The organism is Deinococcus ficus, from assembly GCF_003444775.1.
GTDB lineage: Bacteria > Deinococcota > Deinococci > Deinococcales > Deinococcaceae > Deinococcus > Deinococcus ficus.
Map to the genome: position 1 here is coordinate 613,355 of NZ_CP021081.1, position 24,435 is coordinate 637,789.

General features: G+C 72.2%; 23 protein-coding genes. 12 read left to right on the forward strand and 11 right to left on the reverse strand.

What is annotated here, in order from left to right:
- The first annotated feature begins 14 nt into the window (after positions 1 to 14).
- The 4 genes from DFI_RS03105 to DFI_RS03120 all read left to right on the forward strand — a co-directional run bounded on the left by DFI_RS03105 (position 15) and on the right by DFI_RS03120 (position 4,780).
- A complete protein-coding gene (locus tag DFI_RS03105; RefSeq protein ID WP_051307441.1) occupies positions 15 to 1,871 on the forward strand; it encodes an ABC transporter ATP-binding protein in 1,857 nt (618 codons plus the stop codon).
- 201 nt (positions 1,872 to 2,072) lie between these two features.
- Positions 2,073 to 2,762, forward strand: a complete 690-nt coding sequence (locus DFI_RS03110) for a phospholipase A2 (protein ID WP_027461902.1) — start codon at positions 2,073 to 2,075, stop codon at positions 2,760 to 2,762.
- A gap of 171 nt (positions 2,763 to 2,933) precedes the next feature.
- Positions 2,934 to 4,148, forward strand: coding sequence for a sensor histidine kinase (locus tag DFI_RS03115; RefSeq protein ID WP_027461903.1), 1,215 nt, complete (start codon positions 2,934 to 2,936; stop codon positions 4,146 to 4,148).
- Entirely contained in the window at positions 4,145 to 4,780 is a 636-nt protein-coding gene (locus tag DFI_RS03120) for a response regulator (RefSeq protein ID WP_022800141.1), read from the forward strand. The genes DFI_RS03115 and DFI_RS03120 overlap by 4 nt, the downstream gene beginning before the upstream one ends.
- A 95-nt stretch (positions 4,781 to 4,875) precedes the next feature.
- Here DFI_RS03120 and murA read toward each other — a convergent pair whose 3' ends face one another.
- Positions 4,876 to 6,156 carry a UDP-N-acetylglucosamine 1-carboxyvinyltransferase gene (gene murA, locus DFI_RS03125; protein ID WP_027461904.1) on the reverse strand — a complete coding sequence of 427 codons (1,281 nt, stop codon included), beginning with the start codon at positions 6,154 to 6,156 and terminating at the stop codon, positions 4,876 to 4,878.
- 335 nt (positions 6,157 to 6,491) lie between these two features.
- Between murA and DFI_RS03130 the strand changes: the two genes are divergently transcribed.
- Entirely contained in the window at positions 6,492 to 6,716 is a 225-nt protein-coding gene (locus DFI_RS03130) for a hypothetical protein (protein ID WP_022800139.1), read from the forward strand.
- Positions 6,717 to 6,783: 67 nt separating this feature from the next.
- Here the strand turns inward: DFI_RS03130 and DFI_RS03135 are convergent, their stop codons facing one another.
- From DFI_RS03135 to DFI_RS03150, 4 genes are read right to left on the reverse strand one after another with little or no spacing between them, the layout of a single operon-like run.
- Positions 6,784 to 7,230, reverse strand: coding sequence for an iron chaperone (locus DFI_RS03135; protein ID WP_027461905.1), 447 nt, complete (start codon positions 7,228 to 7,230; stop codon positions 6,784 to 6,786).
- A gap of 42 nt (positions 7,231 to 7,272) precedes the next feature.
- Positions 7,273 to 7,695 carry a VOC family protein gene (locus DFI_RS03140; RefSeq protein WP_027461906.1) on the reverse strand — a complete coding sequence of 141 codons (423 nt, stop codon included), beginning with the start codon at positions 7,693 to 7,695 and terminating at the stop codon, positions 7,273 to 7,275.
- A 9-nt stretch (positions 7,696 to 7,704) separates the two neighbouring features.
- The gene (locus DFI_RS03145; protein WP_244940302.1) at positions 7,705 to 8,091 is read right to left on the reverse strand and encodes a helix-turn-helix transcriptional regulator; all 387 of its coding nucleotides are present in this window, start codon (positions 8,089 to 8,091) and stop codon (positions 7,705 to 7,707) included.
- 44 nt (positions 8,092 to 8,135) lie between these two features.
- On the reverse strand, positions 8,136 to 9,089 hold the full coding sequence (locus DFI_RS03150) for a C40 family peptidase (RefSeq protein WP_027461908.1): 954 nt from the start codon (positions 9,087 to 9,089) through the stop codon (positions 8,136 to 8,138).
- A 221-nt stretch (positions 9,090 to 9,310) separates the two neighbouring features.
- Between DFI_RS03150 and DFI_RS03155 the strand changes: the two genes are divergently transcribed.
- Positions 9,311 to 10,621: an MFS transporter gene (locus tag DFI_RS03155; RefSeq protein WP_027461909.1), complete on the forward strand. Its 1,311-nt coding sequence runs from the start codon at positions 9,311 to 9,313 to the stop codon at positions 10,619 to 10,621.
- 156 nt (positions 10,622 to 10,777) lie between these two features.
- Positions 10,778 to 10,939, forward strand: coding sequence for a hypothetical protein (locus DFI_RS20065; RefSeq protein ID WP_022800133.1), 162 nt, complete (start codon positions 10,778 to 10,780; stop codon positions 10,937 to 10,939).
- 46 nt (positions 10,940 to 10,985) lie between these two features.
- On the opposite strand, the gene DFI_RS03160 is transcribed toward DFI_RS20065, so the two are convergent.
- From DFI_RS03160 to DFI_RS03170, 3 genes are all read right to left on the reverse strand, one after another.
- A complete protein-coding gene (locus DFI_RS03160; RefSeq protein ID WP_027461910.1) occupies positions 10,986 to 12,749 on the reverse strand; it encodes an SLC13 family permease in 1,764 nt (587 codons plus the stop codon).
- A 111-nt stretch (positions 12,750 to 12,860) separates the two neighbouring features.
- Positions 12,861 to 13,991, reverse strand: a complete 1,131-nt coding sequence (locus tag DFI_RS03165) for a [LysW]-lysine hydrolase (RefSeq protein ID WP_244940303.1) — start codon at positions 13,989 to 13,991, stop codon at positions 12,861 to 12,863.
- The gene (locus tag DFI_RS03170; protein WP_027461912.1) at positions 13,984 to 15,105 is read right to left on the reverse strand and encodes a hypothetical protein; all 1,122 of its coding nucleotides are present in this window, start codon (positions 15,103 to 15,105) and stop codon (positions 13,984 to 13,986) included. Before DFI_RS03170 ends, DFI_RS03165 begins: the two co-directional genes overlap by 8 nt.
- A gap of 132 nt (positions 15,106 to 15,237) precedes the next feature.
- On the opposite strand from DFI_RS03170, the gene DFI_RS03175 reads away from it, so the two are divergent.
- Positions 15,238 to 15,501, forward strand: a complete 264-nt coding sequence (locus DFI_RS03175; protein WP_027461913.1) for a hypothetical protein — start codon at positions 15,238 to 15,240, stop codon at positions 15,499 to 15,501.
- A gap of 45 nt (positions 15,502 to 15,546) precedes the next feature.
- On the forward strand, positions 15,547 to 18,510 hold the full coding sequence (locus DFI_RS03180) for a GAF domain-containing protein (RefSeq protein ID WP_051307442.1): 2,964 nt from the start codon (positions 15,547 to 15,549) through the stop codon (positions 18,508 to 18,510).
- A gap of 51 nt (positions 18,511 to 18,561) precedes the next feature.
- Here DFI_RS03180 and recR read toward each other — a convergent pair whose 3' ends face one another.
- Genes recR through DFI_RS03195 form a run of 3 tightly spaced genes read right to left on the reverse strand, consistent with a single transcriptional unit; the run spans position 18,562 to position 22,005 of the window.
- On the reverse strand, positions 18,562 to 19,161 hold the full coding sequence (gene recR, locus DFI_RS03185) for a recombination mediator RecR (protein WP_022800127.1): 600 nt from the start codon (positions 19,159 to 19,161) through the stop codon (positions 18,562 to 18,564).
- 28 nt (positions 19,162 to 19,189) lie between these two features.
- Positions 19,190 to 19,480 (reverse strand): YbaB/EbfC family nucleoid-associated protein, encoded by a 291-nt coding sequence (locus tag DFI_RS03190; RefSeq protein WP_027461915.1) that lies wholly within the window; start codon positions 19,478 to 19,480, stop codon positions 19,190 to 19,192.
- A 56-nt stretch (positions 19,481 to 19,536) separates the two neighbouring features.
- Positions 19,537 to 22,005, reverse strand: coding sequence for a transglycosylase domain-containing protein (locus DFI_RS03195; protein ID WP_081425691.1), 2,469 nt, complete (start codon positions 22,003 to 22,005; stop codon positions 19,537 to 19,539).
- A gap of 120 nt (positions 22,006 to 22,125) precedes the next feature.
- On the opposite strand from DFI_RS03195, the gene ttcA reads away from it, so the two are divergent.
- The 3 genes from ttcA to DFI_RS03210 all read left to right on the forward strand — a co-directional run bounded on the left by ttcA (position 22,126) and on the right by DFI_RS03210 (position 24,377).
- Positions 22,126 to 23,007, forward strand: coding sequence for a tRNA 2-thiocytidine(32) synthetase TtcA (ttcA, locus tag DFI_RS03200; protein ID WP_027461916.1), 882 nt, complete (start codon positions 22,126 to 22,128; stop codon positions 23,005 to 23,007).
- A gap of 154 nt (positions 23,008 to 23,161) precedes the next feature.
- Positions 23,162 to 23,683: a hypothetical protein gene (locus DFI_RS03205; RefSeq protein ID WP_022800123.1), complete on the forward strand. Its 522-nt coding sequence runs from the start codon at positions 23,162 to 23,164 to the stop codon at positions 23,681 to 23,683.
- 46 nt (positions 23,684 to 23,729) lie between these two features.
- On the forward strand, positions 23,730 to 24,377 hold the full coding sequence (locus tag DFI_RS03210) for a hypothetical protein (RefSeq protein ID WP_027461918.1): 648 nt from the start codon (positions 23,730 to 23,732) through the stop codon (positions 24,375 to 24,377).
- The last annotated feature ends 58 nt before the right edge of the window (positions 24,378 to 24,435 follow it).

Here is a 24,435-nt window from a genome sequence, read left to right on the forward strand (position 1 = left end):
CTAGCCTGCAGCCGATGACGGCCCGCCCCGCGCTCACCCCTGCCCCCAACCCTGCCCGCCGCCAGAAGGACCCCCGGCAGCTGCTGCGGCTGCTGGCCTTCGCCCGGCCGTACCGGGCGGCGTTCGCGCTGGGGGGGGTGGCGACCCTGCTGTCCAGCGGGCTGGGGCTGGTGTTTCCGCTGCTGTTCGGGCAATTGATCGACGCTTCCTTCCTGAAGGTCGGCAGCCGCGACACCACGCAGCTGGACCGCACGGTGCTGCTGCTGCTGGGCGTGTTCGCCGTGTCCTCCCTGTTCGGGGCGGCCCAGTCCTTCCTGCTGGCGCGGGTGGGGACCAGCGTGGTCGCGGACCTGCGGCGCACCCTGTTCGCGCACCTGCTCACGCTCTCCCCGCGCTTTTTCGGGAACCACAAGGTCGGGGACCTCACCAGCCGCCTCACCGCGGACGTGGGCACCGTGTACAGCGTCACCAGCGTGGCACTGGCGCAGCTGCTCGCGCAGATCGTCACGCTGGTCGGATCGCTGAGCCTGCTGGTGCTCACCAGCTGGAAACTCAGCCTGCTGACCCTGGCCGTGATTCCCCTGGTGATCGGCACCGCCGTGACCATCGGCCTGCGCATCCGCCGGGCCAGCCGCGCCGTGCAGGACGCCCTGGCCGACGCGAACGCCAGCGCCAGCGAGGCGATCAGCGGCGTGCGCGTGGTCCAGAGCTTCACCGCCGAACACGCCGAACGAAAGCGCTTCGGGGTGGGCGTGCAGGCGGCCTTCGACGCCGCCATCGGCCGGGCCCGCTGGCAGGCCTGGATGACCGGCCTGATGGGCTTTTTCACCTTCGGTGGCCTGGCCGTGATCCTGTGGTTCGGCGGGCGGCAGGTCATGAGCGGCGCGCTGTCCCCGGGCACGCTCGTCACGTTCCTCTTCTACGCCTTCCAGGTGGGCGGCACGGTCGCGCAGCTGACCGGCCTGTACAACCAGTTCCAGGAAGCGCTGGGCGCCTCCGGACGCATCTTCGAACTGCTCGACGAGCACAGCGACCTGCCCGAGCCGTCCGCGCCCGCCCCGCTGACCCGCGCGGAGGGCCGCGTGACCTTCGAGGCCGTCACCTTCGCCTACGAGGGCCACGCGGTCCTGCGCGACCTGACGCTGGATGTCCCCGCCGGGCAGATCGTCGCCCTGGTCGGGCCCAGCGGGGCAGGGAAGACCACCTTGGTCAGCCTGATTCCCCGCTTCTGGGACGTGAGCGCCGGCACGCTCCGCCTGGACGGCACCGACCTGCGCGACTTCGCCCTGCGGGACCTGCGCGCCCAGGTGGGCCTGGTGCCGCAGGAAACCCTGCTGTTCTCCGGCACGGTGGGCGAGAACATCCGCTATGGCCGCCCCGACGCCACGCCGGCCGAGGTGGAGGCCGCCGCCCGCGCCGCGAACGCCCACGAGTTCATCACCGCCTTCGACCTCGGGTACGACACGGTCGTGGGGGAGCGCGGCGTGAAGCTGTCCGGTGGCCAGCGCCAGCGCATCGCGATTGCCCGGGCGCTGCTGAAAGACCCCCGCATCCTGATCCTGGACGAGGCCACCAGCGCCCTGGACAACGAATCCGAGGCCCTGGTCCAGGCGGCCCTGGAACGATTGATGCAGGGCCGCACGACCTTCGTGATCGCCCACCGCCTCAGCACCGTGCGGAACGCTGACCGGATTCTCGTGATGGACGCCGGGCAGATCGTGCAGGACGGCACGCACGCGCAACTCCTCGCCGCCGGGGGCCTGTACCGCGACCTGTACGAACTGCAGTTCCGGCAGCAGACGGCCCAGGCCGCCGACCTGGACCCTGAACCCGCCCCGGTGACGCCACCGGCCAAACCTCCCACGGTTTAGGCGCCGCTGCTTGGATTTCAGGCTTTGTGAGTGGCTTCCGTCTCCTCACGCCACGCCTCAGGCACATGAGTGCCGGGTTAACGGAACTTCACTCGCGGCGCTGTCTTTCGGCAGTGGCCGGCCCTGGGTGCATTGCCTAAGCTCAACGCAGCTCAATCAACCCAGCCCGCCGCCCTCATCCCGCGTCCCCGGAGGTCCCCCATGAAGCGCACCGCCCACCTGCTCACCGTCACCCTCTGCAGCGCCGCCTTCCTCGCCTCCTGCTCCCAGGCGCCCGCCGCCCCCGAGCAGGCCGCCACGCCGGACCAGGCCAGCACGGCCCCGGCCGTGAGCGTGCGCAGCCAGATCCTGGACCTCGCCCAGCAGCCGGAACTGCAGGACCCGGACATCCAGCGCATCCTGCGCGACAACGCCGACGACGCCGCCCTCCTGGAACGCCTGCAGGGCAAGCGCCCCACCGAAGGGCCCGCCCTGCAGGCCCAGGGCCTGAGCGGCCGCGCGCTGTACACGTACGGCGTTGCCACCGGCAGCGTCAGCTACTACTGGAACGAACGCGCCGCGCCCAACTACAGCGGCCTGAACTGGGGGTACGACGGGTGCAGCGTGCCCCAGTGGATCCTGGACCGCAGCGAAACGGCCCGCACGTACAAGGCCAAGTTCCACCAGCCGTGCATCGTGCACGACTTCGGGTACCGCAACGCCTCGGCCATCACGTCCAACTGGGCGGTCGGCCAGGGCTACCGCCTGCTGGTGGATCAGGCCTTCGGGCGCAATATGGACCGCGTGTGCGCCGGGGTGTCCAACTACTTTTCCCGCGTGAAGTGCTACGCCGTGTCGTACGCCTTCGAGAAGGCCGTGACGCTGGGCGGGTTCAACAAACTCGACCTCTGAGCCCCGCCCCCTGACCTCGGACCCGGACGCCCAGCGGCTCTCCGGGTCTCCGGCATTCCGGTGGGGCCGGTGTAGGCTGGAGCGGTCACCTGCCGCATTCACGCTCCGGGCCGCCCGCCGCGACCCTCCCGGCGCTTATTCCTGCCGCTCCGCCCTGCCGAGGAACGAACCATGACCGTGTCGCTGCCCCTGCTGCCCGAGTCCACGCGAACCTCTCACGCCCCGCCCGCCGCGGCCGTCCAGGAGGCGGCGGGCGAGGTGCGCCGCACGCTTCTGCAGACCAGCCTGCCCATCTGGGCGGTGCTGTCCCTGCACTCCCTGATGATCGAACCCGTCCGGGACCAGCTGTCGCGCGGCGCGGTCCTGACCTGGGGCACGCTGAACCTGGTGTTCCTGGGCACGCTGCTGCTCACCCTGCGGCACCTGAACCGCCTGTCCCCCCCGGCGGCCCTGGCCGCGTTGCTGGGCCAGTCGGCGCTGCTGCTCACCGGGAACGCCTTCCTGAACGGCAGCAGCATCCAGGCCGGGCTGCTGGTCGTGGTGGCCGCGCAGGTCAGCCTGCTGTGGCCCTTCCGGCAGGTGCTGGTGTGGATCGCCGGGCAGAGCCTGGGCCTGCTGTGGATCCTGCACACGAACTGGCAGAGCCTGGACGCCTGGGCCTTCAGCACCGGGTACGTGTGCATCCAGCTGCTCGCGGCGTCCAGCGTGCGCACCGCCATGCGCGAGGTGCAGGCGCGCCGCCAGCTGTCCGTGGTCGTCGAGGAACTCCGCGCCACCCGCGAACTGCTCAGCGAGGCCAGCCGGCAGGCCGAGCGCCTGCACATCTCCCGCGAACTGCACGACGTGCTGGGCCACCAGCTCACCGCGCTGGGCATGCACCTGCAGGTCGGGCTGCACCACCTGCCCCCGGAGCACGCGGCGCGGCCGCACGTGCAGACCGCGCAGGCCGTGGGACAGCAACTGCTGGACGACGTGCGCACCACCGTGCGCGGCATGCGCGCCTCGGCCACCTGCGATTTCGTGCCGGAGGTCCGCCGCCTGACCGCCACCGACGCCCTCAGCGTCCAGCTGGCGTTCAGCCCCGGCTTCACCGTGACCTGCCCGGTCACGTCCCTGGTGCTGCGCCGCTGCGTGCAGGAGATCATGACGAATACCCTGCGGCACGCCCGCGCCGCGCACCTGTGGTTCACGTTCACGCAGGGCGCCCAGGGCATCCGCGTGCAGGCGCACGACGACGGGCGCGGCGCCCCGGACCTGCGCTTCGGGTGCGGGCTGCTGGGCATGCGTGAACGCCTGGGCTGCGTGGGTGGGCAGCTGCACGTGGACTCGCCCCCCGGCCAGGGCGTGCGGTATCTCCTGAGCCTCCCCGCGCAGGAGGGCACGTGATCCGGGTGTGCCTCGTGGAGGACCAGATGCTGGTCCGCCAGGGCCTGCGCAGCATGCTGTCCCTCGCGGACGACATCGAGGTCACCGCCGAGGCCGAGGACGGCCTGCAGGCGCTGACCGTGGTGCCGCAGGCCCGCCCGGACGTCCTGCTGCTCGACCACCAGATGCCGCACCTGGACGGCCTGGGCGTGCTGCGCCGGCTGGGCGAACGGCAGGCCCTGCCGCCCACGCTGGTCCTCACCACGTTCAGCGACGACGACCTGCTGCTCGACAGCGTTCAGGCCGGCGCCCGCGGCTACCTGCTCAAGGACGTGTCGCTGGACGTGCTGCTTCAGGCGATCCGCACGCTGGCCGGCGGGGGCCGCTGGTGGCAGCCGGCCCTGACGACCCGCACCACCCGCGCCGCGCAGCAGGGCCGCCCCCCTACCCCGGATGACCCCGTGTCTCTCACGCAGCGGGAGCAGGAGGTCCTGCGCCTGATGGCCGGCGGGTTCAGCAACCGCGAGATCGCCCGCATGACCACCACCACCGAGGGCACCATCAAGGGCTACGTCTCGAACATCCTCACCAAGATGGGTGTGCGTGACCGCACCCGCGCCGTGCTCAAGGCTATGGAAACCCGCCTGCTGTAAGGGGCAGGAGGTCGGGCTTTTCACGCCGGCACTGAAAGAACGCCCCCAGCGTCAAGGGAAAGACCTGGAGGCGTTCCGGTGCGTTCTGCTCCGGCTCAGTCGTCCATCGCCATGGCGAGTTCGGTCTGGCGGGCGTCGGCGCCCAGGCCACGCAGGCGCTCGGTGAGCTTCTCGTACCCGCGGTTGAGGTACTGCACGCCGTCGATCACGGTCTCGCCCTCGCAGGTCAGGCCCGCGATGAACAGCGCCGCACCGGCCCGCAGGTCGGCGGCCTTGACGGGCGCGGCGTGCAGCCGGCTGCCCTGGATGACCTGCGTGTACCCACTGACGGTGATGTTTGCGCCCATGCGGTGCAGTTCGGCCACATGGGTGAGCCGATCAGGGTACACCGGGTCCTGCACGACGCTGGTGCCGGGCACCGTGGCGAGCAGGGCGCTCATCTGCGGCTGCACGTCGGTGGGGAAGCCGGGGTAGCTCTGGGTGGTGACGTTCACGGGCTTGAGTTCGCCGCGCGTGGCATCCACCAGGATGCTGCTGCCGGATTCCAGGATGTCCACGCCCATCTCCTGGAGCTTGGCGGTCACGGCGCGCAGGTGGTCGGGGCGGACGTTGTTCAGGGTGATGCGGCTGCGCGTGGCGGCGGCCAGCATCATGAACGTCCCGGCCTCAATGCGGTCGGGGATGACGGTGTACGCCCCGCCGCGGAGCGCGGGCACGCCGCGGATCACGATGGTGTTGGTGCCCGCGCCCTGGATGTCGGCGCCGACGCTGTTCAGGAACTCGATCAGGTCCACCACGTCCGTGTCGATGCTGGCGTTTTCCAGGGTGACCACGCCGTCGCCCAGCACGGCGGCCAGGATGGCGTTGTGCGTGCCGCCCACGGTGAGCAGTTCGAACACGAAGGTGCCGTTCAGGCTGCCGGTGCGCCGCGCGTCGAAGTTCCCGCCGTCCTCGACCACCTCGGCGCCCAGGGCGCGCAGGGCCTTGACGTGCTGGTCCACGGGGCGGGGGCCCCAGGCACAGCCGCCGGGCATGGACACGGTGGCCTGCCCGGCGCGGGCCAGGATGGCGCCCAGCACGATGAAGCTGGCGCGCATCTTGCTGACCAGCGCGTAGGGGGCGTCGGTGTTCAGGATTTCGGGGGTGTGGAGTTCCAGGGTGTTCTCGCCGACCCACGCATGCGACGTGCCCAGGTGGTGCATCAGGTCCAGGATGGTGTCCACGTCGCTCAGGCGAGGGACGCCGTGCAGGGTGATCTTCTCGCGGCTCAGCAGGGTGGCCACGATGATCGGCAGCGCGGCGTTCTTGCTGTGCTGGACGGTGATCTCTCCGGAGAGAGGGCGGCCGCCCTGGACGTGCAGTGGGGTCAGTAACATGGGTGATTCCTTTGAACGTGCCGCGGAAGCCCGGGCGCGGGATGGGTCGGGTGCAGGGTGAGGCCGGGACTCCGGGCGGGGCGGCAGAGCGGCACCGTCACGGAACGCCAACGTGGGTGCATGTTACACATCTTGCTCACTGCACGTCTAGGAGAAAGCCCCCATGTGCCGTGAAGGGCCCGCACATGAAGCCGGAGCCTCAGGGGCGCAGCGTTGCCCGGCACCCCGGAGCATTATGAGGTTCTTGAGTGCCGTGCACACGCGTGCTACGCTGCCAGGGCACGCTCAGCCCCTCCCGGCACGGCCGGACCCCCGGGACGCGCACCAGGAGACGCATGCCGAAGAAGGAACGCAAACGCCTGCAGGTGGTCATCAGCGAGGAACAGGACGCCCTGCTGACCCGCACCGCCTATGAACTGTCCAGCCCTGAACGCCTGATCAGCAAGAGCGAGGTCGTGCGGCTCGCCATCGAGAAGATCGCCCAGGAACTCGGCGAGGGCGACCACCTCGACCAGTACCGCGCGCTCCTCGACACCGAAGGCGTCACCGACGAGAGCTGACCCCTGGCCCCTGAGAGAACGCCGCCCAGTGAACCTGGGCGGCGCTCTGCGTTGAAGGAAGGAAAATTCAGCCGGCTGCCTGCCGCACCAGCGCCCGGACGCGCTCCTCCACCGCGTCCGTCCAATCGCGCAGCGCGAACGCCGTGGGCCACATCGCCCCGTCATCCAGCGCGGCCGCGTCCCCGAACCCCAGCGTGGCGTACCGGGCCTTGAACTTCCCCGCCGCCTGGAAGAAACACACGACCTTGCCCTGCCGCGCGTACGCGGGCATGCCGTACCACAGTTTCGGCGTGAGCTGCGGCGCCGCGGCCCTCACGGCCGCGTGCACACGCTCAGCCAGGTCCCGGTCCTCGCCGGTCAGTTCGGCGATCTTCGCCCGCACCTCCGCGTCCGGGTCGGCGGCCTTGCCTGCCCGCTGCTCCTTCACGCGCTCCCGCATCGCGGCGCGCTCCTCGGCCGTGAAGCCTTCCCCGCCTGACCCACCCGGGGCGGCTGTTCTCCTGGATTTCGTCATCTGTTCCTCCTCCGGGCGCGCGGCGCCCTGCATTCCAGGTGCTCAGGGCTGCGCCGGGCGCCGCGCCTGGATGCGCAGCAGGTTCCCGGCCGAGTCACGCACCGCGCCGTCCCGCACCCCGTACGGCTGCTCGGTGGGCTCCTGCACGATCTCCGCCCCCGCCGCCCGCAGCTGCTCGAACACGCCGTCCAGGTCCGGGGTGGCAAGGTTCAGGCCGGCGTACGTGCCCTTGGCCATCATCTCCGCGATCATGCGGCGCTCGGCTTCGGTCACGCCCGGATCGGCCGCCGGGGGGCACAGCACGATGGACGTGCCCGGTTGCCCGGCCGGGCCCACCGTGATCCAGCGCAGGCCGGCGTACCCCACGTCGGCCCGCACCTCGAAGCCCAGCAGGTCGCGGTAGAAGGCCAGCGTGGCGTCCGGGTCCTGATGCGGCAGGAACGTCTCGTGAATCTGCAGGTCCATGCCCGGAGTCTAGGAGCGCCCGGCCTCCTCCGCTTCTCGATTCCTGACCGGCCGGGTCACCCGCCGCGCCACGCAGGGCGGCAACTCTGCCTCGCCGCTCGTCACCTGCTGCCGGTACACGCTGGGCGGCACGCCCACCAGCTCCGTGAAGCGCGTGCTGAAGGTCCCCAGCGACGAGCACCCCACCTCGAAGCACACCTGCGTCACGCTCAGCTGGCCGGCGCGCAGCAGCGCCATCGCCCGCTCGATGCGGCGGGTCATCAGGTACGCGTACGGGGACTCGCCGTACGCCCGTCGGAACAGCCGGCTCAGGTGCCCGGCCGACATGTTCACGCTCCGCGCCAGCGCCGGGACGTCCAGCGGCTGCGCGTACTCCCGGTCAATCCGGTCGCGCACCCGCCGCAGCCGCACCAGGTCGCCCAGGGGCAGGGGCCGGTCCTTCAGAGTTTTGCCGCCATGACGCCCGCCAGCACCCGGCGCGCGCCCACGAACCGCGGCGCCCAGTACCGGTCGGCCTGCAGGCGGTCCACGGTGACCTGCCCGCGGTAACTGTTCGCGCTCACGAACTGGTCGTCACCCAGGTAGATGCCCACGTGCGTCACGCGGCCCTCCTGGTTCACGTCGAAGAACACCAGGTCGCCCGGCAGCAGCGCGTCCGGCGTGACCGGCAGGCCCACCTGCGCCTGCGCGGCGCTCACGCGCGGCAGCTTCACGCCCAGCGGCGTGAACACCTGCAGCACCAGCCCGCTGCAGTCCGTTCCGGTGCGGGTGGTGCCGCCCAGCACGTACGGCGTGCCCAGGAACGACAGCGCCGAGGCTCGCCAGTCGCCGCCAGCCAGGGGGGCGGTGGGCAGCGCGGGGCTGCCGGTCACGGGCGCGGCCCCGGGCAGGGGAAGGCTGAGGGCAGCCGGCGCTGAGGGGGCCGGCGTTGCGGGCGCGGTGACCAGGGCCGGGCCCACGTCCACCGCGCCGGCGGGCAGGGTCAGCACCTGCCCGACCGCGAGTTTCTGCTCCGGGGTCAGGCTGTTGGTGGCCTGCAGGGCGTCCACGGTCACGTGGTAGCGGCGGGCCAGGGCGTACAGCGTCTCGCCGGGCTGCACGGTGTGGCTGGCCGGGGCCGCGCGCAGCAGCAGCACCTGCCCGACCTTCAGGTCCGGCGTCTGCAGGCCGTTCAGGGCCAGCAGGGCGTCCACGCTGAGCCCGGCGCGCCGCGCGATGCTGTACGCGGTGTCGCCGGGCTGCACGATCACCTGCGCAGGTATGCCGGGTGCGGCAGGAAGAGGTGCCGCGACGGGGGCTGCCGTCTGCGCGGCCACGGGGGCGGTCAGGGCGAGGGTGAAGGTCAGGCCGGTCAGGGCGCGGCGCAGGGGGAACGCGGTAGAGGAGTTGGGCATCAGGGAGTCACCAGTCGGGGCAGCTGAGGTGGACATGAAGCCGGAGAAAAGTCCAGATGAAGGATTCCCCCGCACAGTAACACCCCCGGCCCGCCCCTGCCTATCCCCCGGAAACCGGGCCGCGCCCTGTCCCAGCCGGCCGGGAGGTCACGTCAGCGCCCAAATGCGGTCCCTGCCCCAGTGCAGGACCGCTTACGGACAGCGCCCGGGCCGGCGCGCCTATGCTGGGCGGCGTGTGGAAAAGTGCGGCCGCGTGGCGTGAACGAACCTTCCAGGCCCTGCGCCACCCGCAGTACCGCCGGTACTGGTTCTCGCAGCTGCTCTCGCTGGTCGGCAGCTGGATGCAGACCACCGCGCAGCAGTACCTGGTGCTGGAACTCACCCAGGGCAGCAGCGCCGCGCTGGGCTGGGTCACGGTCGCGCAGTTCACGCCCAGCATGGTGCTGTCCCTCTTCGCGGGGGCCATCGTGGACCGCGTGCCGCGACGGCGGGTGCTGCTCACCACCCAGGTCATCCTGATGTGCACCGCCCTGCTGCTGGCCGTCGCCACGCACCAGGGCTTCGTGAGCCTGCCCCTGGTGCTGGTCCTGGCCTTCGTCGGCGGCATGGCGCAGGCCTTCGACATGCCGGCCCGGCAGAGCATGGTCGTGGACTTCGTGCCGCGCAGCGACGTGCCCAACGCCGTCGCCCTGAACAGCCTGTCGTTCAACGTGAGCCGCACCGTGGGGCAGGCGCTGTTCGGCGTGGTGGCCGCCCTGGGCGTGAGCCTGCTGGCCGGCGGAAATGCCGATCAGATCTCCCGGCTGGCCTTCCCGTTCTACCTGAACGTGGCGTCGTTTTTCGTGGTGATCTACGTGCTGTCCACCCTGCCGTTCCCCCCGCGGGAGATCCGGGGTCGGGGCAGCATGCTCGACGACGTGAAAGAAGGCCTGCGCTACGTGCGCGCCACGCCCGCCGTGCGCAACGTGATGCTGCTGGTCGGGGCGCTGAGCCTCACCATCATCAACTTCAACGTGATCATCCCGTACTACGCCCGCGTGGTGTTCGGCGCGCGTGAGGGCGGCTTCGGGCTCCTCTCGGCCGCGTTCGGCATCGGGGCGATGGCCGGGGCACTCTGGCAGGCCAGCCGCCCCAACCCCCTGAAGTACCTGCGGCGCGGCGCGCTGATCCTGGTGGTCGGCGCGGTACTGCTGGCGGCCAGCCCCAACGCGGCGGTCGCCACCCCGGTCCTGGCCCTGTGCGGTTTCGGGATGCTGAGCCTGCTGGTCAGCGCGAACAGCACCGTGCAGCTCACCATCCCCGACCACCTGCGCGGCCGCGTGATGAGCCTGTACTCCTTCGTGCTGGCCGGCATGGGCCCCCCCGGGGCGCTGATCGCCAGCACACTGATCAGCCGCGACTTCCCGCTGGGCTCCCGCTGGGGCCTGGTCACCCTGACCGGCCTGGGGCTGGCGTGCGTGCTGCTGCTGTGGTCCCGCCTGCCGCGCGAACTGGCTGCCACGCCCGCCGTGCAGGCCGTCCCGGCCGACTGATCCCAGCGACTGGGCAGAGGGCGGTTCCGGGCGCCTTGACGGACTGCTGAGACTCCTGTCATTTGTGCCGCGAAGGCGTCCAGCACACAAGTTTTCTGTACCGGGTGCAGGGCGGGTGACGGGCGCCCGCCGGGGGGAATGCACTATGCTGCGGGCATGGGTTCCAGACGTACCGCCCCCCGCAGCCAGGGCCTGCTCACGTGGGCGCTTCTCCTGATCGGCGTCGGCGCACTCCTCGGCATCGGCGCGGCCTCCGCGTACCTGGGCCGGAAGGACCGCCTCCAGCCGGAGGACCCCGACACCCCCCTGTTCATCTGAATCTCCGCCCTGGCCTCATACGCCAGGGCGGTCTGCTTCAGGCCGCTCAGGGCGCGGCGTGGAACGGCCACACCAGCGGGATCACCAGCATCGCCACCACGAAGGTCACCACGGTCAGCCCCAGGCCCACCCGCACGAAGTCCAGGAAGGTGTAGCGCCCCGGGCCATACACCAGCATGCAGCTCGGCTCCAGCGGCGTGATGAACGAGTTGCTTGCCGCGATCGTGATGCCGATCACGAAAGGCCGCGGGTCGTAGCCCAGCACCTTCGCCGTGCCGATCGCCAGGGGCAGCATCACCAGCGCCGCCGCCTGGTTGCTCATCGGCTGCGTGAGGGCCACCGTCACCAGAAACAGCGCCGCCAGCAGCCCGTACGGCCCCAGCGGGTCCAGCACGCCCGACAGCTCCCCGGTGAGCACCTTCGCGGCGCCCGTCGCCTCGAACGCCGTGCCGAACGCCAGCATGCACGCCACCAGAACGATCACCGGCCACTCCACCGCGCCGTACGCCTCCTCCGGCGTGATCAGGCGCAGCATCAGGCTCAGCGCCACGGCCACCACCACCGCCACCGCCAGCGGCACCAGCCCCAGCCCGCCCAGCACCACCGCCCCGCCGAACACCATCAGCGCCGCCGGCGCCCGGCGCAGGTCCGACTGCCGCTGCGTGAGGTCCCCCATCACCACAAGGTGCTCGCCCAGCCCGTCGATGCGGGTGGCGTCCCCCTGCATCAGCAACACGTCCCCCACCCGCACCCGCAGGTCCGCCATGCGCTCCAGCGTCTTCTGTCGGCGGTGCACCGCCAGCACGCTCACCCCGTAACGCTCCCGGAAGCGGGACTCCTTCAGGGTGCGGCCCAGCAGGGTACTGCCCGGCATCACCACGGCCTCCACCAGCCGCACCTCGGCCGGCGACGCGGCGCTCACGCCCTGCAGTTTCTGCTCGCTCTTGCTGACCACGCCCAGCGTGTTCTTCCCGGCCAGGATACGCTCGGTGGGCCCCTCCACCGCCAGCGTGTCCCCGGCCCGCACCAGGAAGTGCGGCGGGGGCGCGTACACCGTCTCCGCGCCGCGCCGGACCGCCACCACCGTCAGGCCGTGGTCGCGGCCCAGGCCCGTCTCCCGCAGCGTCAGCCCGTCCAGCGGGCTGCCGGGCTCGACCGTCAGGTCCGCGAGGTACTCGCGCAGCGACTCCTCCAGATGCGCCTCCCGCGCCGGCAGCAGCCGCGGCGCCACGAAGAACAGGTACAGCAGCCCGATCAGCGCTGTGGGAATCCCCACCCACGCCAGCTCGAAGAACCCCAGGGGCCGCAGACCGGTGGTGGGCAGCGCGCCCGACACCACCAGATTCGTGCTCGTGCCGATCAGGGTGACGGTACCCCCCAGGATGCTCGCGAACGCCAGCGGCATCAGCGCCCGGCTGGCCGGCAGCCCGGCGCGGCGCGACATCCCCGCCACCACCGGCAGGAACACCGCCGTGGTCGCCGTGTTGCTGGTAAAGGCACTCACGCCCGCCACCGTCCCCAGCACCCCGCGCAGCATCCCGTGCGGGTTCCGCGCCCGGCGGGCCAGCGCCGCGCCGATCCACTCGATCACCCCGGCCCGCAGCAGCACCCGCGTCAGGATGAACAGGCCCGCCAGGGTAAGCACCGTGTCGCTCCCGAACCCCGCGAACGCCTCCTTGGGCGTCAGCAGGCCGGTGACCAGCAGCGCCGAGAGCAGGCCCAGCGCAGTGACGTCCACCGGCAGCCACTCGGTGGCGAACAGCAGCAGGGCGAGCAGAAACAAGATCAGCACGATGGTGACCGGGTCCATCAGAACAACTCCTTGAACATCAGGGGGCGGGGCGCCGGCGTGAACCGGGCAGGCCAGAGCGGCCCGCAGACCGGGCCACAGCCCGCGTCGGGCGCGGCCGGACCGGCGAACTCAGGGGGCAGCGGAGCGGGGGAAGGCCGAACCCAACGCCAGCCGCGTCAGGGCGTCGGTGAGCACCGCGACCGCGCGGTCGTACTCCGCGAGATCCAGCCGCTCCTCCGGCGTGTGGTCCAGCGCGCTGTCCCCGGGGCCGTACGCCAGGGTCGGGACCGGCCAGTGCCCGGCCACCACATTCATGTCACTCGTGCCGGTCTTGACCTTGAACACCGGCGTCCCGCCGTGCGCGCGAATCGCCACGCGCATCGCGCGGGTCAGCGCATTGTCCTTCGGGTGCCGCACGGCCGTCTCATGCCCCACGAACTCCAGGTCCAGGCCGGCCAGGTCCGCCAGGGCGCCGCGCACCGCGGCCTCGGCCGCCTCCGGGCTCCAGGCGGGCGGCAGGCGGAACCCGAACGTCGCCCAGGCCTCCTGCGTCACGCCGTCCGAGCGGGCCCCCAGGTCCTGAATGGTGGCCTGCACGCCGTCGAACACCCCGCCACCCGAGCCGGCCCCGGCTGCCCAGGTCCGCACCCGGAACCAGCCCTCGGTCAGGTCGTCGGCGGCGCTGGTGCCCTCACCGGCCGTGTGGAAGTTGTCCTTGCGCACGCGCACGCGCGCCACCAGCCGCCCCTTGTACCCCAGGGTCAGGCCCTCCCACGCGCTCGGCTCGCCGATCAGCACCGCGTCCGGGCGCAGCGCCGTGCGAATGTGCCGCGCGCCGCGGCTGCTGGGCGCCTCCTCCTCGGTCGCGCCGACCACCACGAACCGCGCCGCGGCCAGCGCCCCGGCCGGCAGCGCCGCCACCGCCGCGAGAAAGGCGCACAGCGGGCCCTTCGCGTCCACGCTGCCGCGCCCGTGCAGCACGCCGCGCTCGTCCACGTGCACCGGCAGGTCGCCGGGCACCGTGTCCATGTGCCCCAGCAGCGCCACCGTGAAGGGCCCTTGCCCGCGTTCCCCCACGGCGTTCCCGGCCTCGTCCACCCGCGCGGTGAAACCCCGCGCGTTCATCCACTCCACCAGGAAGGCCGCGACCTCGCCCTCCTGCCCGGACAGCGACGGAATCCGCACCGCCTCCGTCACCAGGGCCCGCGCGTCCTGCCGCGCCGCGTCCGTCAGCGCCGGGGCAGGCGCCGTCTCACTCACCCGCGTCTCCCGTCAGGGCGCGGGTCAGGCCGGCCAGGAGCCGCGCCAGGTCCGCCACCGCCAGCAGCGCGATGCCCGCCACGCCGCCCGCAATGGCCGTCCACAGGCCCGCCAGCGGCGCCCCCTGCGTGAACTGCACGACCGCCAGCGCCAGCGTCGCCAGGAACATCACGCCGCCCAGCACCCGCAGCCGCCCCGCCCAGCCGGCCACCACGTCCGCCTGCCCCCCCAGGCCGGCCACGGTCGCCCGAACGGCGGGAGCAGGGGCGGGGGCCGGGAGGTCATTGCCCACCACTGGTGCGAGGTCAGGCTGAGGGGGCGCCACGGCGGGAGAGGGCGCCGCGGCAGGGGAGAGGAGCGACCGGGCCGTCTCGCCGGGCGTGGCCGGGCGGCTCACGACCGGCTCGGTGCGCACCACCGTCACCTCCCGCAGCGGCGCCTGTGCGGGGGCCGGCGGGGCCACGGGCGTCGGCGCCGGGCGGGTCGGCGTCGGGGCGAGGTCCGCCAGATCGTCCGTCTCCTCGGGCTCCGGCGTGGGCGTGACCGGGGTGACCGCGGCGGCCGGTCCGGGCACGTACCGCGGCTGGTGCAGCGGGCGGGGTGGGGGCGTGCTGCCCGCCTCCGTGGGGGCCGGGTCGTCGCCCAGCACGATGGGCTCGGGCCGTGGGGGGGCGGCGGGCGTGGGCTGCGGCGCCACCGGGGCCGGGCGGGGAACCGTCCGTTCTTGCGTCAGGGGGGCGGCGGCAGGGGGCGCGGCGCGCTGGGGAGCGGCCTGGGCCGGGCTGGCTCCCGGAGCGGCGGCCTCCTTGGCGCGGCGGGTGACGTCCCGCACCTCGTTGAAAAAGCCCTGCAGCCGCGCCGGGTCGAAGCCCACCAGACTGGCGCTCAGGGCCGTACCGGCGGGCGTTTCCACGCGCAGGATGCCTTCGGCGTCGCTGTGAATGCGGGTCAGGTCGCGCAGCGTCACGCGGCGGGTGCCGCCGGCGTCCTGGTACAGCAGGGTGTCGGGGGTCAGGACGAACAGGGCGTCCTCGCGTTCCAGGGCGGAGACGGGGGATTCGGTCAGGCCCACCGCCCGGAGCACCCCGGCGGCCCGCTGCGATACGTCACTCATGCCGCGCAGCATAACGAACGCGCTCGCGGGTCGCGGGCGCCTGAGCCGCATGAGGAAAACATCAAGTCCAGTCTGAAGGCCCCGCCGCCCGCCCCTCACCCGGCCCGCCGGAGTGAAGCGAACACTGCAGGCATGACCGACACCGGCGGAAAGTACGGCGACCATCCTCTGGGCAGAAGCGTGGAGGAGATCGAGCGGGAAAGCGGCAACGTCCGCCAGTCGCCCGTGGAGGGCGAGGCGCAGGGGGGCGCCGGGGTGGTCGTGGTGCCGGCCATCTCGAACATCAACGAGACGGCGGTGCCCGGCGTGATCGTGAACCCGGGCGCGCTGGTGGAACCTGGGGCCGGCCCGGACGACGGCCGCGCGCGGCCTGCCCGGGACAGCAGCGAGGAGTGAACCGGTCCGGGTGGGCGGCGGGAAGGCGGTAAGCTTCCCTGCACGGTGAATACCTCCGCGACTGCCTTCCCGATCCTGCCGGCCGCGCTGTCGGCCGCGCAGTCCGTGCCGGAGTTCGGTGCGGCGCTGTGCGCGTTCGCCTGCGAGTTCACGCGGGCGCACGGCGTGCGGGTGTGGGTCAAGGCCGACGGGCACCTGTCGGACGTGGGCTGCGAGGGCCGCGGGCTGGGCCTGAGTGACGGGGGGCTGGCCGGCCGGGCCCTCACGCAGGGCCGCGCGCAGGAGGAGGGCATGCTCTGCGCCCTGCCGTTCGGGACGGCGCAGGCCGGCGGGGTGCTGGAATTCGTGGGCGCCGACCCGGAGTGCCTCGCGGCCCTGGCCGCCTTGGGGCCCCTGCTGGCCCTGGCGCTGGAAGGCGTGCAGGCCCGCGAGGCGCGGCGGGGCCGGGGCCGCGCGGCGGAGACGGTGGAGCAGCTCGTGCGGCGCCTGGGCGGCAGCCTGGACCTTGCGGAGGTCCTGACCGCCACCGCCGAGAGCGCCGCGCTGGCGCTGGGCTTCGAGCGGGCGTTCGTGGGCCTGTTCAGCCGGGTGGAGGAGGAACGCGCCCACACCGGCGACGTGTTCACCTACGGCTTCGAGGACGACGGGGACGGCGGCTTCCAGGGCGGCATCGGACTGGGACCCGTGTCGTTCCGGCGGGTGGTGAAGCAGGGAGAGGTGATCCTGTACGACCGCGTCCGGGACGCCGGCACGCCCATGGCGCGCTCCATGCAGGAGATGAACCCGGAAGTCGCGCTGATCGCGCCACTCTCCGCCCGCGGACGGCCGCTGGGCGTGCTGTACGTGGACAGCCGCAAGCCCGGCGCCCGCCTGACCGAGGACGACACCTGGCTGGTGCTCACGCTGGCCGAGCAGGCGTCCCTCGCCATCGACAACGCCCGCCTGTACGGGCAGGAGACCCGCAAACGCGAGAACGCCGAGGCGCTGCGCGAGGCCGGCGCCGCCCTGGCCGGCAGCCTGCACCTGCACGACACCCTGACCCGCCTCATGGAGCGCGCCACCACCCTCTTCCGCGCGGACGCGGCCGGCGTGTACGAACTGCAGCCCGACGGGCGCACGCTGGTGATCCGCAACGCCGTGGGCCTGCCCAGCGAGTACGTGCTGCGCGTGCGCGCCAAGGTCGGCGCGGGCGTGACCGGCCGGGCGGTGGAGAGCGGGGAGCGCGTGACCGCCCCGGACCTGCGGACCGCGCACCTGGGCGGCGGCAGCCGTTACACCCGGCAGCTGCTCGCGCAGGGCCGCTACCCGTACCGGGGCGTGGTGGCGCTGCCCCTCAAGACCCGCGTGGGCACCTTCGGGGCGCTCACCCTGTACTGGGAAGACGCCCTGCCGCTGGACGCCGACGACCTCGCCCTGACCGAGGTGTACGCCGCGCAGGCGTCCCTGGCGCTGGAAAACGCCCGGCTGTACGAGGAGGAACTGCGGCGCGAGCGCGAGGCGGCCGTGCTGCTGAACGTCGGCCGCCTGCTCGCCGAGGACCAGAGCGACGCGGCCCTCACCGAGGCGGCGCGGCTGGCGACCCTCGCCCTCAGTGCCGGGCGGGGCCTGATCGCCCTGACCGACAGCACCGGCGCCCTGACGCGCTGCGCCACCTACAACCTGCACCGCCCCAGCCCGGAGGACCTGGACGCCCTGGCCGGGCAGCTCGGCCGTGGCCCGCGGCCGCTCACGCGGCGGCACGCGCTGCCGGTGGCGGGCAGCGCCCTGATCGTGCCGCTGCGCGCCGACCTGGGCGCCGACCTGGGCGTGGGTGCCCGGCCGGGGCCGGACGTGGCGGGGCCGGGCGGCCTGCTGGGCTTCCTGTACGCCGACGACCCGGGCACCGAGCCGCCCAGCGACCGCGTGCTGGCCCTGGCCCGCAGCGTCGCCGACCAGATGGCCCTGACCCTCAGCCGCGAGCGGCTGCTGACCGCCCTGGCCCGCGAGGAGGCCCGCTACCGGCAGCTGTCGGAAAGCGCGCACGACCTGATCCTCAGCGCGGACGGGCAGGGTGTGGTCACGTACGCGAACCCGGCCGCCACCCGGCTGCTGCACGCCCGGGGCCTGGAACCGGTGGGCACGCCGCTGCTGGACCTGCCCACGCCCGACACCCGCCCCGCCCTGAGCGCCGCCTGGATGGCCGCGCACACGCACCTTGCCGGGGGCCGGGCCGACATCCAGATCGGCCCGCACCGCCTGGAAGTCCGCCTGAGTCCGGTGGGGGCCGGGCCGGGCGAGGGCGTGCTGATGGTCGCGCGGGACCTGTCGGAGATGCAGCAGCTGGCCGAGGAGATCGCCCGGCGCGGGCAGGCGCTGGAGGCCGCCACCAGCCGCACCGTGGAGCTCCGCACGTACCTGACGCTGTTCACGCAGGCGCAGGAAGAAGAGCGCCGCCGCATCAGCCGTGAACTGCACGACGACACCGCCCAGGTGCTCACCGCCACGTCCCGCCGCGTGGCCCGTCTGGCCCGCGACCTGGAGGGAGAGCGCCGCGAGCGCGCCGACGACATCCTGGCCGACCTGGACAGCGCCATTCAGGGCGTGCGGCGCTTCGCGCGGAACCTGCGGCCCAGCGTGTTGGACGACCTGGGGCTCCTGCCGGCCCTGGAGTGGCTGGCCACGCAGGCGCAGACGGACACGCGCCTGGAGGTCAGCGGCCAGGACCGCCGCCTCAACCCCACGGTGGAACTCACGGTGTTCCGCCTGGCGCAGGAGGCCCTGAACAACGTGGACAAGCACGCCCGGGCCGGCACCGCCGCGATCCGGGTGGCGTTCACGGAGGAGGGCGTGCGGGTGGCGATCAGTGACGACGGGCAGGGCTTCACCACCGCGCACGCCGAGGCCCGCGCGCAGGCCGGTCACCTGGGCCTGATCGGCCTGCGGGAGCGGGTGGCGCTGGCCGGCGGGCACCTGGACGTGCAGAGCGCGCCGGGGCAGGGCACCACCCTGGTCTTCGACCTGCCCGGGTAAGGTGCATGGAAAAACCCCCTCCACACGGGAGGGGGTCAGGGGTACTGGGGCTCAGTTGCGGGTGATGCGCTGCCGGCCGGTCAGGGCGCGGCCCAGGGTCACCTCGTCGGTGTACTCCAGCGTGCCGCCGGCCGGGATGCCGTACGCGATGCGGCTCACGTCCGCGCCCAGCGGCTCCAGCAGACGCTGCAGGTACAGCGCGGTGGCGTCCCCCTCGACGGTGGTGCCGGTCGCGAGGATCACCTCCATGCCCTCCTGCACGCGCGGCAGCAGCGGCTTGATGTGCAGCCGGTCGGGGCCCACGCCGTTCATGGGGCTCAGCACGCCGTGCAGCACGTGGTACAGCCCGCGGTACTCGCCGCTGCGTTCGATGGCGATCACGTCCCCGGGTTCCTCCACGACGCAGATCACGTTCTGGTCGCGGCTGGGGTCACTGCACACGTCGCATTTCTGGCTGTCGGTGATGTTGAAGCACACCGAGCAACTGTGCAGGTCCCGTTTGGCTTCCAGCAGCGCCGACGCGAGGCGCTCGATGTCCTCGCGGGGCTGCTCGAACAGGTGGAAGGCGAGGCGCTGCGCGCTTTTCGGGCCGATGCCGGGCAGGCGCGACAGTTCCCGGATCAGGGCGACCAGCGAGGGCGGGTACTTCATGCCGGCCCCCGGTTCAGGCGCCCGGTCATCAGAATCCGGGGATGCCCAGGCCGCGCGTGGCGTCCTGCTGCAGGTCCTCGGCCTTGGCGGTGGCGTCCTGCAACGCCACCAGCAGCAGGTCCTCCAGGGCTTCCACGTCGTCGGCGTCCACGGCCTCGGGCTTGATCTTCAGGCCCATCACCTTGCCGTGCCCGTTCATGGTCACGGTGACCAGACCGCTGGCGCTGCCTTCCACGGTTTTCGCGGCCAGTTCCTCCTGGATTTTCGAGGCGGCCACCTGCGCCTGCTGCATCTGCTTCATCAGTTTCTTCATGTCCATTTCCGCAGTTTACCCGGCGGACTGAAGGGCGATGGTGGGGTGTGTCCGGGCGGTGCTTACTGTCCCGGCGCGGCTTCGTCCAGCGGCGGCAGGCTGTCCAGGCCGGGGTCTTCGGGCGTGAACGTGACGTCCCCGGTGGTCTCGTCTTCCGGAACGAGTTCCGGCTCGGGGGCGGGTTCAGGCGTGGGCAGCGGCTCGGGCGGCGCGATCTCGGCAGGCGCGGCCGGGTCCGGCGCCGGCTCGGTCACGACCGGCTCGGTGGGCACCTCCTCGGGCGGCAGGGCGGGAATCTCGCTGACCTCGGGGGTCGGCTCGGCGATCACGGCCGGTTCCGGTTCGCGGATGATCTCGGGTTCCGGCTCTGGCTGCGGCGCCGGGGTGGGCGGGGTGGGCGTGCGGGCCTGTTCGCGGCGCGTGCGGCCGTCATGCTGCACGGGGCCCTGGTCGGCCTCGGCGGTGCGGAAGGCCATGCTGACCTGCCGCACCACGCGGTACGTGATGCCGTCCGGTTCCACGAAGCGGGTGGGGGTCACGCCGCTCAATGCGCCCGCCATGGCCGCCTGCCAGATGGGCGTGGGCACGGTGCCGCTGTACGCCCAGGCGGGCATCACGCCGCCCTCCTGCTTCCCGACCCACACGGCGCCCGCCATGGTGGGCGTCACGCCGGCGAACCACAGGTCCTTGATGTCGTTGGTGGTGCCGGTCTTCCCGCCGACCTCCCAGCCGGGAATGCGCGCGCGGGTGGCGAGCCCGCCCTGCGCTTCGGACAGGTCGTTCACCACGCCGCGCAGCATGTCCAGGCCCAGCCACGCGGTCTGCGCGTCCCACACGCGGCGGGATTCAGGCGCGGCGCGTTTGTACACGGCCTCGCCCTTGGCGTTGTCGAACCGCCGGACCAGCGTGGGCTGGTGGTACAGGCCGCCGTTCACGAAGGTGGCGTACGCGGCGGCCATCTGCAGCGGGCTGGCTTCCAGCGTGCCGATGCTCAGCGAGAGCCCCAGGTTCTTGGGCACGTCGAAGCCCAGGTCGCGGAGTTTGTCCTCGAAGACGGGCACGCCGAGTTCCTGCGCGATGCGCACGGTGGGCAGGTTCAGGCTGTGGTCCAGCGAGTAGCGCATGGTCACGAAGCGGCCGGTCCAGCGGCCGTCGTAGTTTTTCGGCTGGTAGTCCGTGCCGGTGATCGGCGCGTCGAGGATGGTGTCGCTCTGCTTCCAGCCTTTTTCCAGCGCCAGGGCGTACAGCAGCGGCTTGATGCTGCTGCCCACCTGCCGCTTGGCCTGCACGGCGTTGTTCCAGTCGCTGGGCCGCTCCCCGGTGAGTTTCTGCCCGACCAGCGCCAGCACCTCGCCGTCCTTGGGGCTGACCAGCGCGATGCCCAGCGTGGCGCCGTCCGGCAGGTTGCGGGCGTTCAGGCTGGCCTGCTCGGCCGCCTGCTGCGCCTGCACGTTCATGCCGGTGTAGATCTTCCCGCCGGCGTACAGCGCCTTGCGGCCCACCAGCGGCAGCAGTTCTTTCTCCACCGCCTGAAGGTAGTGGCGGTACAGGTAGCGCTCCCGCATGCCGGACTCCATCAGGCGGATGTTCGACTGGATGCGGCCCGGGTTTTCCAGGGCGGCGCTGCGCAGCGTGCCGTCCGTGTTCCAGCCCAGGCGCCACCCGGCCGGGTAGATGGGGGTGCGCCACGCGGCGTCCGCCTCGGCCTTCGTGACCTGCCCGTCCTCGACCATTCGGTCAAGCAGGCTGCGCATCAGCGGGCGGTACGCTTTGAAGTCCTTGTAGCGGCGGTTCGGCGCGGGGATGATCGTGGCGAGGTACACGCTCTCGGCGAGGTTCAGTTCCGAGGCGTTCTTCGCGAAGTAGGCGTGCGCGGCCGTGCCCGCCCCCACGATGTCCGAGCGGCCCCCATCGCCCCAGTAGATGACGTTCAGGTAGGCGTTGAGGATCTTGGTCTTGTCGAAGCTGCGGTCCACCTGGTAGGCGAGCACCGCCTCCTTGAACTTGCGCTCCGGGGTGCGGGCGCCTTCCAGGTCGGCCAGCAGGGTGTTCTTCACGACCTGCTGCGTGATTGAGCTGCCGCCCTCCAGGTCGTTTTTCAGCAGGCCCTTGAGCACCCCGCGCGCGATGCCGATGTAGTCCACGCCGTGATGCGCGAAGAACCGACGGTCCTCGCTGGTCACCACGGCCTTCTGCAGCCAGGGGCTGATCTGCCCGAGTTTCAGCAGGTTCAGGTTCGCGCTGCCGCCGCTGCTCAGGCTGGGCGTCAGCGTGCCCACCAGCGCGCCCGTGCGGTCGTACACCCGGGTCTGGCCGCTGAACTCCAGCACGTCCAGGTCCGAGGCGCGCGGCAGGTCCCGGCCCCACATGACCCACAACCCGGCCACGCCCAGCACGGCCAGGAACAGCGCCCAGCCCAGCAGGCGGAAGAACCACGCCAGGCAGCCGCCCCGCCCGGGCTCCGGCGTGCGGGCGGCGGGGCGGGTCTGTGGGGTGGATTTCGCGGCGGGTCTCCCGGAGGCGGGCGTCATACGCCCAGAGCATAAGGGCTGCGCATGTGAGGGAACGTCCACCCAAAGGCGGAGCGCCCGGCGCCGCCCCGCGCTCACTGTTCGGGACCGGTGCCGGCGGGTACAGTGAGCGCCGCCATCATGAGTGACCCTGCCGCGTCCGCCCCAGACCTCAGCCGCCTCTTCCAGCCCATCGTGAAGGGCGTGGGGCAGGCCATCGGGGACTACCGCATGATCGAGAACGGCGACCGGGTCATGGTCTGCCTCTCCGGCGGGAAGGACAGTTACACGCTGCTGGACGTGCTGCTGCACCTGCAGAAGAAGGCCCCGGTGGACTTCGAGGTGGTGGCCGTGAACCTCGACCAGGGCCAGCCGGGCTTCCCGAAGGACGTCCTGCCCCGCTACCTCACGGCCCTGGGCGTGCGGCACGACATCCTGACGGAGGACACCTACAGCGTCGTGAAGGAGAAGACGCCCGAGGGCAAGACCACCTGCGCGCTGTGCAGCCGCCTGCGGCGCGGCATCCTGTACCGCCACGCCCGCGAGATCGGCGCGACGAAGATCGCGCTCGGCCACCACCGCGACGACATCCTGGAAACGCTGTTCATGAACCTGTTCTTCGGCGCGCGCCTCAAGGCCATGCCCCCCAAACTCCAGTCGGACGACGGCGCGAACGTGGTGATCCGCCCGCTGGCGTACGTGCCCGAAACGCAGGTGATCCGCTACGCCCAGGCCCGCGCGTTCCCGATCATTCCGTGCAACCTGTGCGGCAGCCAGGAGAACCTTCAGCGTAAGGTGGTGGGCGAGATGCTCGAAGGCTGGGAGCGGGAGCACCCGGGCCGCCTGAACAACATCCTGCGCGCCCTGACCCGCGTGACCCCCAGCCACCTGCTGGACCGCGACCTGTTCGACTTCACCAGTCTGTCCGTCACGCCCGCCGAGGGCGACACCGCCTTCGACCACGAGAGTTACCCGGACCGGGAATTCCTGGCGGACCTGGGTGAGATGCCCATGCTCGGCTGAAGCCGGGCGCCGGGAACCTGCCCCGCGCGGCCCAGGGCGTTGGCGGGGGCCGCTGGCGTTTGCCCATGCAGCCACATTCCTGTGCGCGCCGGCCCTCTACGCTGGGCGGACCTTTCCCGGTCCTGCCCCTCCGCCCCTTGTCCCAGGAGTGACCATGTTCCGATCTGCCCGCCTGCCTGTTCCTGCCCGCCTTCTGCTGCTCGCGCCGGCCCTGCTGCTGGGTGGCGCGGCCGCGAAACCCTCCGCGCTGGCCCCGAACCTGGCGGTGCTCAAGCAGGACGCCCTGCCGCTGTGCTACGACGCGGCCGTGTTCGTGAACGACCGCCAGGACACCGCGCTGGAAAAACGTGCGGAGGCAAAGATCGCGGCGCTGCTCACGGACCTCAAGCTCAAGGCCTCCGAGTTCGACACGGCGCGCTTCTGCGACCGGGTGCTGAGCCTCACCTTCGACATGGACAACGCCACCGCGCCCACCCTGTACAACGCGGACTTCGTGCTCGAAACCCTGAACGCCTACGACGAGAGCGTGGACCTGAAGATCGCCGTGATCTGGAACGTGGGCCGCTGGGGCGGAGACCCCGCGAAGTACTCGGCTGATCAGGTCACCCGGCGGCTGGACGACGTGCTGAACGTGTTCGTGCAGGCCTTCCGCGAGGACTTCACCTCGCTGCGCTGACCGGCCTCGTGGGAACCCAGTGGCGGCCCGGCCCGTACTGGTGGTGATGAACCGCTCCCTGATCCTGACCCTGACCACCCTGGCCCTGCTGGGAGGTGCCGCCGACGCCGGTCGGCGCAGCGGCGGGGGGTTCGGCGGCAGCCGGGGCAGCACGTACAGCGCCCCGCGCACGCCCACCTACCGCGCCCCCGCCCCGCGCGTGAACACCGCCCCGCGCCCCCGGACCACCACGCCCGTCACGCCGAACACGACCAAGGCGAACACCCGCACCGCCACGCCCCCAGCCGGAGCCACCAGCCCCCTGAACCGCGCCGCCGCGGCGAAGGTCACGCCCACGCAACTGTCCCAGTGGAGCAAGGTGAAACTCCCGGCCGGCGTGCCGCGCGACGCGATCACCTACAGCGCCGTGCGGGACAGCCGCTACGCGTACCAGCTGCAACCCGGCCGCTACTACCCCTACCCGCAGAGCTACTACCGGCAGCGCGGCATCGGCTCGGACCTCCTCAAGTACGCGCTGATCTTCACCGCGGTGAGCAGCGTCGCCAATGCGGTCACGCCGGACGTGGTGGTCACGTCGGCGGGCGCCACCGTTCCCGTGGCCCCGGCGCCGGGGCCGAACCTGTGGGCGTACGCGGGCGTGGGGTTCCTCGCCGCGGCCGCGGCGTGGTTCCTGGCCGGCCGCCGTCGCCGCTGACCGCCCACGAGAACCAGGGAAGGCCCGCTCCATGTGCCGGAGCGGGCCTTCCCTGGGC